The 13,400-nt window shown below is 72.4% G+C and carries 14 protein-coding genes; 8 read left to right on the forward strand and 6 right to left on the reverse strand.

What is annotated here, in order from left to right; genetic code table 11:
* Positions 1-175: 175 nt before the first annotated feature.
* The 6 genes from CCN37_RS24480 (at position 176) to CCN37_RS24500 (ending at position 6,890) form a co-directional block, all read left to right on the forward strand.
* Positions 176-2,707: an FtsX-like permease family protein gene (locus tag CCN37_RS24480; RefSeq protein WP_086825087.1), complete on the forward strand. Its 2,532-nt coding sequence runs from the start codon at positions 176-178 to the stop codon at positions 2,705-2,707.
* Positions 2,700-3,365 (forward strand): ABC transporter ATP-binding protein, encoded by a 666-nt coding sequence (locus tag CCN37_RS24485; protein WP_086825089.1) that lies wholly within the window; start codon positions 2,700-2,702, stop codon positions 3,363-3,365. The genes CCN37_RS24480 and CCN37_RS24485 overlap by 8 nt, the downstream gene beginning before the upstream one ends.
* Positions 3,362-3,994, forward strand: a complete 633-nt coding sequence (locus CCN37_RS24490) for an ABC transporter ATP-binding protein (protein WP_086825091.1) — start codon at positions 3,362-3,364, stop codon at positions 3,992-3,994. Before CCN37_RS24485 ends, CCN37_RS24490 begins: the two co-directional genes overlap by 4 nt.
* Positions 3,995-4,576: 582 nt before the next feature.
* Positions 4,577-4,729, forward strand: a complete 153-nt coding sequence (locus CCN37_RS40110) for a hypothetical protein (RefSeq protein ID WP_168200837.1) — start codon at positions 4,577-4,579, stop codon at positions 4,727-4,729.
* Between the two features lie 65 nt (positions 4,730-4,794).
* Positions 4,795-5,883 (forward strand): GDSL-type esterase/lipase family protein, encoded by a 1,089-nt coding sequence (locus tag CCN37_RS24495; protein ID WP_086825160.1) that lies wholly within the window; start codon positions 4,795-4,797, stop codon positions 5,881-5,883.
* A gap of 80 nt (positions 5,884-5,963) precedes the next feature.
* Positions 5,964-6,890, forward strand: a complete 927-nt coding sequence (locus CCN37_RS24500; protein WP_168200838.1) for a glycosyltransferase family 2 protein — start codon at positions 5,964-5,966, stop codon at positions 6,888-6,890.
* Between the two features lies 1 nt (position 6,891).
* On the opposite strand, the gene CCN37_RS24505 is transcribed toward CCN37_RS24500, so the two are convergent.
* Both CCN37_RS24505 and CCN37_RS24510 read right to left on the reverse strand, forming a co-directional pair.
* On the reverse strand, positions 6,892-7,344 hold the full coding sequence (locus CCN37_RS24505; RefSeq protein WP_168200839.1) for an Lrp/AsnC family transcriptional regulator: 453 nt from the start codon (positions 7,342-7,344) through the stop codon (positions 6,892-6,894).
* A complete protein-coding gene (locus CCN37_RS24510; RefSeq protein ID WP_371504912.1) occupies positions 7,341-8,477 on the reverse strand; it encodes a M24 family metallopeptidase in 1,137 nt (378 codons plus the stop codon). The genes CCN37_RS24505 and CCN37_RS24510 overlap by 4 nt, the downstream gene beginning before the upstream one ends.
* A 79-nt stretch (positions 8,478-8,556) precedes the next feature.
* Between CCN37_RS24510 and CCN37_RS24515 the strand changes: the two genes are divergently transcribed.
* On the forward strand, positions 8,557-8,790 hold the full coding sequence (locus CCN37_RS24515) for a hypothetical protein (RefSeq protein WP_086825097.1): 234 nt from the start codon (positions 8,557-8,559) through the stop codon (positions 8,788-8,790).
* A gap of 202 nt (positions 8,791-8,992) precedes the next feature.
* Here the strand turns inward: CCN37_RS24515 and CCN37_RS24520 are convergent, their stop codons facing one another.
* The 4 genes from CCN37_RS24520 to CCN37_RS24535 all read right to left on the reverse strand — a co-directional run bounded on the left by CCN37_RS24520 (position 8,993) and on the right by CCN37_RS24535 (position 12,287).
* Positions 8,993-10,264 (reverse strand): MFS transporter, encoded by a 1,272-nt coding sequence (locus CCN37_RS24520; RefSeq protein WP_143261785.1) that lies wholly within the window; start codon positions 10,262-10,264, stop codon positions 8,993-8,995.
* Complete coding sequence (locus CCN37_RS24525) at positions 10,261-10,851, reverse strand: helix-turn-helix domain-containing protein (RefSeq protein WP_210408183.1); 591 nt, start codon at positions 10,849-10,851, stop codon at positions 10,261-10,263. The genes CCN37_RS24520 and CCN37_RS24525 overlap by 4 nt, the downstream gene beginning before the upstream one ends.
* Before the next feature lie 237 nt (positions 10,852-11,088).
* A complete protein-coding gene (locus CCN37_RS24530; RefSeq protein ID WP_086825101.1) occupies positions 11,089-11,655 on the reverse strand; it encodes a hypothetical protein in 567 nt (188 codons plus the stop codon).
* Positions 11,652-12,287 carry a TetR family transcriptional regulator C-terminal domain-containing protein gene (locus tag CCN37_RS24535; protein WP_086825104.1) on the reverse strand — a complete coding sequence of 212 codons (636 nt, stop codon included), beginning with the start codon at positions 12,285-12,287 and terminating at the stop codon, positions 11,652-11,654. Before CCN37_RS24535 ends, CCN37_RS24530 begins: the two co-directional genes overlap by 4 nt.
* Before the next feature lie 81 nt (positions 12,288-12,368).
* Here CCN37_RS24535 and CCN37_RS24540 point away from each other — a divergent pair, with 81 nt between their 5' ends.
* Positions 12,369-13,301, forward strand: a complete 933-nt coding sequence (locus CCN37_RS24540; protein WP_086825106.1) for a 5'-3' exonuclease — start codon at positions 12,369-12,371, stop codon at positions 13,299-13,301.
* The last annotated feature ends 99 nt before the right edge of the window (positions 13,302-13,400 follow it).

The following is a 13,400-nucleotide window of genomic DNA, read 5'->3' on the forward strand; positions in this document are numbered from 1 at the left end:
TCAGCACGTTCAACCACATGAATGAGTCATTCAGGGCTTGCGCCGTGGTGATCCACTATCAATACCGGGCGCTGCTCCGACCGCCGCACTCCGGGTGGCGCAGCGGGCGTTGCGACGGACGGCCCGAGTTGGCCGATCTCGCCCAGGAGAGCGTTTTCGCAGGTACCGTCCGCATGTGCGCCTCCCTTGGACCCGTGCGCCCCGCGCCGCGCTCGCGAGCGCCTCCACCGTGCTGGTGGCCGCGCTCGCCGGACTCGTGCTCTCGTTCGTGGTGACGGCGGCGATCAGCCACACCGTCGCGAGCGGCTCGGCGGCGGTCGCCTACCAGACCGGTCGGGGCTGCCCGATGATCGTCACGCCCACCGTCGACGGTGCCCGACTGCGCCCGGCCGAGGTCGAGCAGGCGGTGCGGACGAGCACGGAAGCCGCTGCGCGCAACGGTTTCGACGGTGCCCTCGCGGGTCGCTACGCGGCGGTGGCGCGGACGGACTTCAACGGCAGGACGCCGTGGCTGCGCCTCGGCCACCGCGAGGGCGCCGCCGACCACGTCAAGGTCATCGCCGGGGGCGAGCGCTCCGGGCTGTGGCTGCCGAGGAGCGTCGCGGAGGCGGGCGCGGTGAAGCTCGGCGACCGGGGGCGCGGCGGTCTGCTGCCCCCGGTGACGGCGATCTTCGAGGACATCGCGGCGCCGAGCGGGGACTGGTGGTGCAGCGAGGAGCGCTACGTCGTCGCCAATCCGCTCGCGGGCGAGGGCACGACGGCCCCGCTGGGCTTGCTGCCCGACCGCGCCGAGTTCGACCAGCTCATGGCGAAGCTCTCCACCAGCTACACGCTCACGCTGCGCTTCCCGCACCAGCTCCCGGCGACGCTGACCGAGGCGCACGAGCTGTCCGCGCGCTCGACCGCGCTGCTGAACGACTTGTCCGCGCTGGGCGGCAGGTTCACCAAGACCGACCTGCTGCGCCGGGGCATCGAGCTGGCGGAGCAGGCGAGGACCAGCGTGCTGCTCGCGGTGCTCCCGCTGACGGCCGTCACCGTGCTGGTGGGCATGGTCGCGGTCGGCGCGGTCGCGCTCCAGTGGTGCCAGCGCCGCCGCGCCGAGGTCCGCCTGCTGTGGGTGCGCGGCGTCTCCCCCGCTGCCTTGGGCGGCAAGGCCGTGCTGGAACTGGTCGTGCCGTTCGTGCTCGGCGGCGCGGCCGGGGTCGGCGTCGGCAGGCTCGCGCTGCCGCTGTTCGCACCGAGCACCGCGTTGGAGCCCGGCACGTTCGGCCTCGTCGCCGCCGTCGTCGCGGCGGTGCTCGCGGTCGCGCTGCTCGTGGTCGGCGCCACCGCGGCCGTGCACGTGCGCCACACCTACCAGTCCAAGCCGCGAGAACGCCGCGTGCTGCGCTGGATTCCTTGGGAGCTGGGCACTTCCGCGCTCGCCGTGTGGTCGTGGACGCGGCTGCTCGACGGCGCGCTGACCGTGCAGCGGGGGGAGGTGCTGCCGCGCATCGACCCGATCGCGCTGGCCTTCCCGCTGCTCGTGGTGCTGACGGCGGCCGGGCTGATCTCGCGGGTGCTCGGCGTGTCCCTCGGCGCTTCGCACCGGCTCGACGTCTGGTCCTGGCCAGCGGTGCAGCTCGCGGTGCGGCGACTGGCGATCTCCAGGACGACCGCGACCGGCGTGCTGACCGTCGCCGCGCTGGCGGTCGGCACGGTCGCGGTCGGCTACGGCGTCGCGAGCGCGCAGCAGAACGCCCTCGACGACAAGTCCGGCATGATCGTCGGCGCGAACACCGCCGTGCAGCTGCCGGTCGGGGTCGCCGAGGGCAAGATCAAGCTCCCTGCCGAGCTGAGCGCCACGACCACGCTCGTCGGTGACGCGCCCGGCCTGGTCAACGGCGAGCAGGTGAAAATCCTCGTGGTCGACCGCGCGAGCTTCGACCGCGTCGCGTGGTCGTTGTCGTCGGTCGACGCCAGCGAAGCGCTCGCCGAGCTCGGGCCGCGCGACGCCTCCGGCACAGCACCCGCGCTCCGCGTCGGCAAGTCACCCGACGGCCAGTTGGAGCCGGTGAACGGCGTGAAACTGCGCACCGTCGCATCCGTGCCGCAGTTCCCCGGCTTCGGCGTCGACCGGGGCTACGTGATCGCGCGCGAGGCCCTGCCGAACGCCTACGACGCGGCGGCGTGGCGGTTGTGGAGCACGTCCACCGACATCAACCAGCTCACCGCGCAGCTCACGGCGGGCGGGGTCCGCTACTTCAACCCGCAGAGCCGCACCAAGGTGATCGACGCGCTGCCGTTCTACGTCGTCAGCTGGACGTTCTCCTTCATCACCGCGCTCGGAGCGGTCCTCGCCGTGCTGGCGGCCTGCTCGCTGCTGCTCTCCGTCGAGGTGCGGCGGCGGCAGAACGCCTTGTTCAGCGCGCTGGCGACGCGCATGGGGCTGCGCCGGAGAACCCTGGTGTCCAGCCATCTCGTGGAGCTGGGCGTGATCGCGGCGCTGGCCACGGTGGTGGGAACGGCGACCGGTGTGGTCAGCGCGGCCCTGTCGGCGGCGCGGCTGGACCCCGCTCCCCGGCTGGCGCCCTTCCCCGCCGTCCCGAACCCGGCCTCGTTCGTGCTGCTGACCACGCTCGCCGCCGCGGTGGTCGTGGTGCTCGCGGGCGCGGTCGCGGTGCGGGCGGCCCGAACCGCACGAGCCGGGGAGCTGCTGCGTGGCTGAGACAGTTCTGGAACTGAGCGGCGTCCGGGTCGACTACCCGACACCGTCCGGCCCGGTGACCGCCGTGGCCGACGTCGACCTGGCGGTGCCCAAGCGCGGGCTGACCGTGCTCGCCGGGCCGTCCGGCTCCGGCAAGTCCACGTTGCTGCGGCTGCTCGGCATGGTGGAACAGCCGACCGAGGGCACGGTGTCCTTCGGCGGTGAGCCGGTGACCGGTCTCGCCCACCGCAGACTGCGCCAGCTGCGCCGCGACCGGGTGGTGATGATCTTCCAGAACCCGCCGGACAACCTGTTCGACTACCTGACGGTCGGCGAGAACCTGCGTGCGGCCGCCCAGCTGGCCGGACGTTCCTCGGCGCCGCCGGACCTGTTGGAGCGCCTGGGGTTGCCGGGCACCGAGGACTGGCGGATCAGCGCGCTCTCCGGCGGCCAGCAGCAGCGGCTGGCGTTCGCGTGCGCGCTGGCGACCGGTGCCGAGGTGGTGCTCGCCGACGAGCCGACCTCGCAGCTGGACGCGCGCTCGGCGACGCTGGTGCTGGAAACCCTCGCCGAGCTGGCAACCTGGGATGTGACCGTGGTGGCCGCTTCGCACGACGACCGCCTGATCGAGCTCGGCGAGCCGGTGGTGCGCCTGCGCGACGGAAGGGTCCAACGATGAGCGCGGTTCTCAGAGCGCACGCCGTTCGCCGGTCCTTCGGCGAGGTCGAGGTGCTGACCGGCGTGGACTTGGAGGTCCGCTCCGGTGAGTTCGTGACGCTGGCCGGCCCGTCCGGCTCCGGCAAGAGCGCGTTGTTCGCGGTGCTGAGCGGCTTCGACAGCGCGGACTCCGGCGAGGTGCTGCTGCTCGGCGAGCGGATGTCCACGCACCCCGCGTGGCAGGACTGCGCGGTGCTGCCGCAGGTGATGGGCCTCGCCGACGAGCTGACCGTCGCGGAGAACGTGGCGCTGCCGCTGCGCCTTCGCGGCGAGGAGCCGACCGCGCGCGTCCAGGAACTGCTCGACGAGCTCGGGATCGGCGCGCTGGGCGATCGCTACCCGACCGAGCTGTCCTTCGGGCAGCGGCAGCGCGCCGCGCTCGCCCGGGCCCTCGCGCCGCGCCCGCGCCTGCTGCTGGCCGACGAGCCGACCGCTCACCTCGACCACGCGACCGTGCCCGTGGTGCTCGGCCTGCTCAAGCGCGCGGCCGACGAGGGCACCGCGGTGCTGGTGGCCACCCACGACGACGAGGTCCACGAGGCGGCGCACCGGCGGCTCCGCCTGGTCGAGGGCCGCGTCCGCGCCGCGTGAGCGGACACCGCGGACACCGCGGGCGAACCGACCCGGAACGCCACCCCGGACGGCACCGACACCGGTACCGCCGGGCACCGGGACCCACCCCAACCTGTCCACAGTGGACGGTCTGGCCGCACCGGCCGTCCCCACTGCGAGGGACTTCCCGACGATCACAGCCAGTGATCACCCCGCGAATACCCGACGAACAATGCCGCTTCTCCGGAAACCTTTCCTCGCGGGCGCGGTCGAACAGCTTCGCGACCGTTCACCGAATAGGGCGACGCACGCCTCCGCGACCGCTCGTTCCCTTTCGCCAACCAACGTGAACCGCGCTCACGCTCGCGCTTCGACCGGGGCCGGTTCCGCACTGTGACCGGGATAACGCCCTTATCCGAAAGGTGGCCGGAGGCCGCGAAAAGGAATCGAAACGTTTCCCGGCGCGATTGCCCGGAACGGGGGACACACACGGCGTGGCGACGCCGTCACGGCCCGCCAACGCGCATTCGTGACGAAGATCGCATCGACATCAAGGACATGCGATCGCCGGAACTCTGCGTTAGCCTTCCCAGGTTCCGGTTAGACCAATAGGGGGACCCCATGGATCAGGCAGCAGCCACACCGATCTACGACGAGCTGGTCGACGAGATCTTCAAGGGCATCACCGAGACCGTCAGCACCGAGACCGCCGAGGCCACCGCCGCCGAGGACGAGGTCGAGTCCTCCGGGCACCGCCACCGCGAAGCGTCCTGACGCCTGCCTGAGAAGCACTCGAAACGCCCAGTCTCCGCGCCGCGCGCCTCGATAGAATCGACGTGATGCGCGCCCGAGACCGCTTCCGCCCGCTGCGGCTGGTCCTGTTCACGCTCGCGGTGCCGATCATCGGGGTGAGCGTGCTGCTGGCCGACGGCCGCGCCCCCACCGCCCCCGGTCCGCCCGCCGAGGCCCCGCACGCCGTGGTGGCACTCGGCGACAGCTCGATGTCCGGCGAGGGCGTCGGCGACTACGAGCCGGGCACCAACGGCGAGAACGGCAACTGGTGCCACCGCTCCAACCGGGCGCTGGTCCACCACACCGCCATGACCAGGGCGATCACCACCATCAACCTCGCCTGCTCCGGTGCCGTGGCGCGCGACGTCGGCCTGACCGACGCCACCCACCACACCGAGCGCTCCCAGGCGCGGCGCCTCGCCGAGCTGGCCCGCCGGTACCGGGTCACCACCGTGGTCGTGCAGATGGGCGCCAACGACGACCCCGGCTTCGCCCGCACCGTGACCGACTGCGCCGGGGCGTGGCTGCTCGGGCGCGTCACCGGGTGCGCGGCGAACCTCACCGAGGAGTGGCCCAGGCGGGTCGAGCGCATGGTGCCCAAGGTCAGCGCCGCGCTCGCCGACATCCGCACCGTGATGCGCGAGGCCGGTTACCGGGACTCCGCGTACTCGCTGGTCGTGCAGTCCTACGCCGCGCCGGTCGGCCCCGACGTGCAGACGAGCCTGCAGAGCCTCGCGGGCTGCCCGTTCCGCCTCGAAGACCTGACGTGGGTGCGCACCAAGGCCGTCCACCAGCTCTCCGACGGCCTGCGCCGCGCCGCCGACACCGCGGGCGCCCGCTTCCTCGACCTCGCCGGGGCGGGCACCGGCCACGAGGCGTGCACGTCGGCGGTGGAGGACCGCTCGGAGTGGTTCACCCGGTTGACGGTGAACTGGGGGGATCTGCGGCACGACGACCGCGCGCGGCACGCGATGCAGGAGTCCTTCCACCCCAACGGCAGCGGCCACGAGCAGATCGGCCGGTGTCTGGGCCGCTTCCTGAGGACGCCCGAGCGCTTCGGCGCGTGCGTGCCCACCGCCGCAGGGGACCTCGACCTCCTCACCGGCGCGGCCGCGCTCAAACCCCCCTCCCGCTGATCCCCGCCCCGTGCGTTTGCCTCACTGACGCCTCGCGCACGGGGTTCTGGCGCACCGCGGCCACGACTACGGTCATGATCATGGAGCCGTTGGTCAGCGTTGTGGTGCCGACGAAGGACCGCCCGGCGTGCCTGGCCGCGGCGCTGGAAAGCGTTGCGGCGCAGACGCTCTGCGATCCGGGCTCGGCGCACCGGGTCGAGGTCGTGGTGGTCAACGACGGCGGGGCGAGCGTCGAGGACGTCGTGGCCGACGCCGGGCTCGACGACGTCAGGCTGATCGAGTCGCCGACCTCGCACGGCCACGCCAGCGCGCGCAACACCGGCATCGAGGCCGCCACGGGCCGCTACCTGGCGTTCCTGGACGACGACGACCTCCACCTGCCGGAGCACCTGGAGTCCGCCGTCGCCGCGCTGAGCGGGGCCGGCGCCGACCTGGTCCACGCGCACTGCCTCACCAGCGAGCGCCGCCTCGAACCGGGCGAGGAACCCTTGCACGCCAAGGCTTTCTTCGACATGGAGTTCGACCCCGGCCTGCTGCTCGTCGGCAACTACATCCCGACGTCGACGATCGTGTGCCGCAACGACCTCGCGGCGCGCTTCGACCCGTCCATCCCGGTGCTCGTGGACTGGGAACTGTTGCTGCGCTTGGTGCACGGCCACGGTTGGCGGGCCTCGACGACCGGACGGCCCACCGTGGTCTACCACCGCGTCGCCGATCAGCGCAGCGACACCGTCGACGCCACGCGGATCGTCGACGGGTTCGACCGCTACCGCCACGGCTACCAGGCCCTCATCGAGCGGTGGCCGGTGCTCGACGACTCGCCGATCGCGGTACTGCGCAAGCACATGACGGACTTCAGCGACGTGTGCCACGAGCGCTTGGTGCGCGGTGACGGCCTGCCGCACCTGCTGTACGAGCGGGCCTTCCAGGTGCTGAGCGCCGCCCACGCGGGCCGGGTCGAGCTCGCCGAGGTCCCCGCGCTGCTCCACGGGACCCTCGCGAGCTGAGCTACACCGCTGGCGGGCGCGCCTCGTACGGGGTGGAGAGCACGACGGTGGTCTTGGTGGAGACGTTGGCCGACTCGCGGATGCGGCGCAGCAGGTCCTCCAGCGCCGTGGCGCGGGCGACGCGCACGAGCAGGATGTAGGAGTAGTCCCCAGCGACGGAGTAGCACGCCTCGATCTCGCGGAGGTGCTCCAGCCGCTGCGGGTAGTCATCCGGCGCCGAGGGGTCGATCGGCGTGACGGAGATGAAGGCCGTCAGCGGCAGCCCGACCTGCTCGTAGTCCAGCTGGCCCTGGTAGCCGCGCAGCACCCCGCGCTGCTCCAGCCGCCGCACGCGCTGGTGCACGGCGGAGACGCTCAGGCCCACGCGCTCGGCGAGGTCGGTGAAGCTGCACCGCCCGTCCTCGCTGAGCTCGCGCAGGATCGCCCGGTCGATGGCCTCCAACGAGCTGTTCACAGCACCACCAGTTCATGCGGCTGGTTGTTCAGCGAGCGGCGGCCGTCCTCGGTGACCACCACGATGTCCTCGATCCGCGCGCCCCACCGGCCCGGCAGGTAGATCCCCGGCTCCACGCTGAAGGCCATCCCCGGCTCCAGCGGGATGTCGTTGCCCGCCACCACGTACGGCTCCTCGTGCACGTCGAGCCCGATGCCGTGGCCGGTGCGGTGCACGAAGTGCTCGCCGAGCCCGGCGGCGGTGATCGCCGAGCGCGCGGCGTCGTCGACCGACTCGGCGGTGACTCCGGGGCGCACCGCGCGGACGGCGGCGTCCTGGGCGATCCGCAGGATCTCGTAGGCGTCCGCGACACCCGCGCCCGAGGGCTGGCCGATCGAGTAGGTCCTCGTGCAGTCGGAGTTGTAGCCGCTCGGCATCGGCCCACCGATGTCGACCACCACGACGTCGCCCCGCTCGATGACGCGATCGGAGACCTCGTGGTGCGGGCTGGCGCCGTTGGGGCCGGAGCCGACGATCACGAACTCGGCGGTGACGTGGCCCTCGGCGACGATCGCGGCCGCGATGTCCGCGCGAACCTCGGCCTCGGTGCGGCCCGCGCGCAGCCACTCGCCCATCCGCGCGTGCACGCGGTCGATCGCCGCGCCCGCCTCGGCCAGCGCCTCGATCTCGGCGGCGTCCTTGCGCATCCGCAGTTCCCGCACGATCGGCCCGGCCAGGTCCTGCCGCGCGTCGCCGAGCGCGTCGCGCAGCTGCAACGCGTGCAGCGCGGGCATCATGTCCGACACCGCGAACGCCGCCGCGCCGGAGAGGTGGTCGGCCGCCATCCGGAACGGGTCCTCGCCGTCCACCCACGTGCGCTGCTCGACGCCGAGCTCGGCCAGCGGCAGGTGCGCGTACCCGGGAGCCTCCAGCGCGGGCAGCAGCAACACCGGCACGCCGTCGGCGGGCAGCAGCAGGCAGCTCAGCCGCTCGTGCGAGCCGCCGCCGACGCCGAGCAGGTACCGCAGATCCGATCCGGGAGCGATCACCAGGGCGTCCACCCCGGCCTTCCCGGTGGCCTCCGCGGCACGGCCCAGGCGGGCGCGAAGCGCTGGGACGTCGAGCGTCCCGGTGTTCGTGGACATGCGTACCAGACTAGTCGAAGTCAACCAAAGTTGACGCGCCTTTCAAGTCAACCTAGATTGACGTCAGTGGAGCACGTAGGTTGAGCGGATGGAGGTCGACAGGTTGGCAACGCTGGTCGGGCAGGCGGGCGACGACGACCCGCTCAAGGCACTGCGCGCCGCCGCCGAGATCCGGCACGAGGCCGAGCGCATCGAGGCCGTCCAGGTGCGGCGCGCCCGCACCCGGGGCGTGCCGTGGGCGCTCATCGCCGAGTCGCTCGGCGTCTCCAAGCAGGCCGTGCACAAGAAGTACGGCGGCAGCCGCTTCAGCGCGCGCGGCTGACCACCGTCCTCTGTGGACACTCCCCCTCGGCCCGCGAAGCACTCCGCCCCCACGAACGCCCCGTTCGGTGCGTCCAACTCCCTGAATGACCCCTTCGGGTACTTCAACGCACCAAACGACCCGTTGAGTGCTACCAACGCACCAAACGGGTCGTTCAGGGCTTAAGCGGCGGAGTGGGGCGGAGTGCAGCTGAGCGGGGTGGTCAGCGGGCGTCCATCTGGCGCCAGATGGGGAAGATCAGCGGGCAGAGGGTGGCGCAGAGGTAGATGAGGCCGCCCGCCGCGAAGGTCAGGTGCACCTCCCAGGTCTCCACGGCCAGCCCGCCGAGCAGGGAGCCCAGCGGCATGCCGACGAGCGCGCACGCGCCGATCGCGCCGATCACGGTGCTGCGGATGTGCACGGGGATGCGGCCGTACTCCACCACCGCGAGCAGCGGGTTGATCGAGCCGGCGGCGAACCCGGCGACGGCGACCACCAGCAGGATCGCGGGCAGGCCGGGGTCGACGGTGTAGATCAGCAGGCGCACGGGGCCGACGAGGATGAAGGCCGTGGTGAACAGCAGCCTGCGCTGGTGGATGCGGTGCCCGATCCAGCCGTAGACCAGCGTCCCGGTCAGCGCGCACGCGCCGAAAACGCCGATGATCATGCCGAGGGCCACGCTGCTGTGCAGCACGTCGCGGGCGTAGGAGGGCATGAGCACGGTGATCGTGGCGCTGTCGAGCGCGTTGGTCACCGCGATCATCCCGGCGATGGCCGCGATCAGGCGGTCGGAGCGCAGGTACGCCAGGCCCTCGCGCAGCTCGGCGAAGTAGTGCCTGCGCGCGGGGCGCTCGGTGTCGAGGTCGCGCACGCCGACGGCGATCACCAAGGCGGAGAACAGGAAGGTCACCGCGTCGATCACCAGCACCTGCGGCGGCCCGGTCAGCGCGATCAGCGAACCGGCGAGCGGGCCGCCCAGCATCCTGGTCGCCCGGCCCGCGCCGTCGTAGCCGCTGGCGGCGCGCTCCATCGAGGTCCCGGCCAGCTCGGTCAGCCTGGGCAGCATGCTGTAGCGCGCGGTGTCACCGGGCGCGCGGCTGAGCCCGAGCACCATCGCGAGCACCACCAGCTGCCAGATCGGCAGGCCGTTGGCCGCGTGCAGCAGGGGGATCGACCCGACCGCGACGGCGGCGACGAGGTCGGAGGCCATGCTGACGCGCTTGGCGCCGAAGCGGCCGACCAGCGGGCCGCCGAGCACCGAGGACAGCACGAGGCCGACCGCCTCGATGGCCGCGACGAGGCCGGTCTGGGTGGCACTGCCGGTCGTCTGGAGCACGAACCACGGGATGGCCATCAGGGTCATGGTCGTCCCGCACCCGGAGACCGCGTTCGCGACGAGCACCGAGGCGAGCGGCCCTCGCGCGCGCTCGGGTGCCCGCGCCGGGAACGACCCGACTCCTGCGCGCGGTAGCGGGGCGGGTTCGGCAAGGGTCAAGGCTGCTGCTCCTCGTTGCGGGTGCGGGGGAATGCCTGCAACTGCACCCGGACCGCCTCGTCGCCCTCGGCGCCCGCGCGGCGGTAGCGCTCGACGACGGCGCCCAGCTCCTCGACGAGCCGGGCCAGCTCCGGGGCGGTGAGCCGCAGGTCCCAGTCGGACAGGGTCGAGGCGCACACCCACTCGCGGCGCCAGGACTCCACGGCGGCGACGAAGGCGACGGCGTGGCCGAAGTCGCGGTTGACCACCTCGTGCATCAGCACCCGCAACGCGCCCCACGAGTCGGGGTCGTCCAGGAACTGGGCCTTGTCGAAGGTGGTCACCTCGTGCCGGGCGCGCCACCAGCGGTCGCGCCGGTTGCCGCGATCCGGGTCCTCCTCGATGAACCCGTACTCGGCGAGCTGGCGCAGGTGCCAGCTGGTGCTGCCGGAGCTCTCACCGAGCAGGGCGGCGAGCCCGGAGGCGGTCGCCGGGCCGTCCGCGCGGAGCAGCCCGAGGATGCGCAGGCGCAGCGGGTGCGCCAGCCCCCGGAGGCTGCGGGCGTCCAGTGGCTGCCCTCGCCGCGTGGAGTCGGTCGTTGTCGGCACCCGCGGAAAGGTAGTTCGCCAAGGAGCCTTTGCAATGCGTTCTTGGCAAATCAGTTACCGAAAGCGATCGGTAGTCGTAACCGAAGTAATCCGATCAGAGTAGTTGCGAACCCGCCAGACGAGCCGCACTCACGTTTTGACTACGCAGAGCGGGCGCATCCACACGACCGAGTGGCCCAGTGCAGAGGACGCAACCGCCCCGGCCGAGGGCGACCGGGGCGGCGGACGAGCGGAGCGTCAGGAGCCGGAGAGCGAGACCTCGCGCTGACGGGGCTCGGGCTTGGGCTTGAAGGTGAACGACAGCGAGTAGACGCCGTCCACGACCAGCACGACGGTCCAGATCATCGCGACGTCGGCCAGCGCCTCCGCCCGGCCGAGGTCCCAGTCGGCCAGCCACAGGCCCCCGGCGAGCAGGCTGACGCCCAGCGCCCACGACGCGACGTGCCGGAACCAGCCGGAGCGCAGGTGCTGGGCGTGCGCGCGGCCGTGCTCCGGCTTGCGGACCGGCGGCGGCCCCCCGGCGAAGCGGTGGTTCATCCGCTGGTCGGCCCACTTGATCATCTTGTGCCCCCACACCACGGAGATGCCGAGGTAGAGGGCGGCGACCGCGTGGTGGAACTCCGCCTTGCCGCCGACGGAGAGGTCGTAGCCGGCGACCGCGAGCAGGAACACGTCGGTCAGCGGGGTGCAGATCAGGAAGACGACGCCGAGCTTGGGCATCTTCAGGACGTAGCGCGAGAACAGCCCCAGCGCGATGAACAACCAGAACCCGACCTCGGCTCCGATGATGGCCCAGTAGATCATGCGTTCTCCCCTGTGTCCGATGTCGTGAACACGCGCCCGAGCCGCGCGTCGACGGCGTCGACGACCCGCTCGGCGGTGATGTGCCCGGAGGCGAGCAGCGCCTGCTGCGCCAGCCCCTCGGCGAAGGCCAGCAGGTGCAGCGCCTCGGCCTCCAGGTCGAGCCCCGGCGCGATCTCCCCCGCCGCCCGCCCGCGCCGCAGCGCGTCGGTCATCTGCTCGACCCGGCGCAGCAGCGCGGTCTCGTAGACCTTGGCCAGCTGCGGGGTCGCGGCGCCGCGCGCGCAGAAGGCCAGCCAGACCCGCACCTCGTCGGCGCGCTCGTCGTCCAGCGGCATCAGCTGCGACAGGGCCTCGCGCACCAGCGAGCGCGCGGGGACCTCCGCCAGGTCCTGGCCGCTGTCCTCCAGCCACCGCCGCAGCCGCTCGTCGAAGCGCTCGTCAATGGTGTGGAAGGCCAGCAGCAGCATCTCGTCCTTGGTGGCGAAGTAGTGCTGCACCAGGCCGACCGAGACCCCGGCCGCCGCGGCCACCTTGGCGACGCTGACCTCGTCCAGCCCGCGCTCGGCGGTGAGCCGCAGCAGGGCGTGGACCACCTGCGCGCGCCGGAGCTCGGGGTCGATCACCTTGGGCATGTTTTTACAATATGAACATATTGCAAAACGCGCAAGGAGGTTCTCCGGCGAGAGTCAGGGGGCGGTGGCAGGCTGTGCCGGGTGAGGACTCCCCTGGTGCTGCTCGACTCCGCGAGCCTGTGGTTCCGTGCCTTCTACGCGCTGCCCGAGTCGATGACGGCGCCGGACGGCACCCCGGTCAACGCCGTGCGCGGCTTCGCCGACATGGTCGCCAAGATCATCACCGATCGGCGGCCGTCCCGGTTCGTCGCGTGCCTGGACGCCGACTGGCGGCCCGCCTTCCGCGTGGAGGCACTGCCCTCCTACAAGGCGCACCGCGTCGCCGAAGCGGAGGAGAACGCCGAAGAGGTGCCCGACACGCTCACCCCGCAGGTCCCGGTGATCCTGGAGCTGCTGGACGCGATGGGCATCGCCACGGCCGAGGCGGCGGGCTACGAGGCCGACGACGTGATCGGCGCCCTCGCCACGGCCGAGGACCGCGATCCGGTCGAGGTGGTCACCGGCGACCGCGACCTCTTCCAGCTCGTGCGCGAGGAGCCGACCCCGGTGCGCGTGATGTACACCGGCAAGGGCATCGCCAAGGCCGAGTTCTTCGGCCCCGAGGAGCTGGCCGCGCGCTACAACCTGCCGGTGGACCGCGCGGGCCCCGCCTACGCGGACATGGCGGCGCTGCGCGGAGATCCCTCCGACGGCCTGCCCGGCGTCGCGGGCATCGGCGAGAAGACCGCCGCGGGCCTGATCACCGCCGTGGGCTCGGTGGAGGACCTGCTCGCCGCGCTCGACGACCCGGCGGACACCCGCATCCCGACGCGTTCGCGGGGGAAGCTGGAGGCCGCCCGCGACTACCTCCTCGTGGCGCCGAAGGTGGTCCGCGTTGCCGTGGACGCCCCGGTCAGCCTGGACCGCGACGACGTGCTGCCGAGCGCCCCGGTCGACCTCGACCGCGTGCGCGCGTTGCAGGAGCAGTGGGGCCTCAGCCGCTCGGTCGACCGCCTGCTGGCCGCCCTCGGCTAGCGACTCAGCCCGTACCGCTCGGGCATCAAGGTGAAGTTCGCTCGCGATGATGGCGAAAGCGGGGTCAGCGCGAGCACCAGGTCGCTACGCTGCGCGCTC

Source organism: Allokutzneria sp. NRRL B-24872 (assembly GCF_002155965.1).
Lineage (GTDB): Bacteria > Actinomycetota > Actinomycetes > Mycobacteriales > Pseudonocardiaceae > Allokutzneria.

What these genes read in the sequence shown, in the direction of transcription:
- CCN37_RS24490 (WP_086825091.1), top strand. Translation starts at nt 3,362, where the DNA reads ATGAGCGCGGTTCTCAGAGCGCACGCCGTTCGCCGGTCCTTCGGCGAG.
- CCN37_RS40110 (WP_168200837.1), top strand. Translation starts at nt 4,577, where the DNA reads ATGGATCAGGCAGCAGCCACACCGATCTACGACGAGCTGGTCGACGAG.
- CCN37_RS24495 (WP_086825160.1), top strand. Translation starts at nt 4,795, where the DNA reads ATGCGCGCCCGAGACCGCTTCCGCCCGCTGCGGCTGGTCCTGTTCACG.
- CCN37_RS24500 (WP_168200838.1), top strand. Translation starts at nt 5,964, where the DNA reads ATGGAGCCGTTGGTCAGCGTTGTGGTGCCGACGAAGGACCGCCCGGCG.
- CCN37_RS24515 (WP_086825097.1), top strand. Translation starts at nt 8,557, where the DNA reads ATGGAGGTCGACAGGTTGGCAACGCTGGTCGGGCAGGCGGGCGACGAC.
- CCN37_RS24530 (WP_086825101.1), bottom strand. Translation starts at nt 11,655, where the DNA reads ATGATCTACTGGGCCATCATCGGAGCCGAGGTCGGGTTCTGGTTGTTC.
- CCN37_RS24535 (WP_086825104.1), bottom strand. Translation starts at nt 12,287, where the DNA reads ATGCCCAAGGTGATCGACCCCGAGCTCCGGCGCGCGCAGGTGGTCCAC.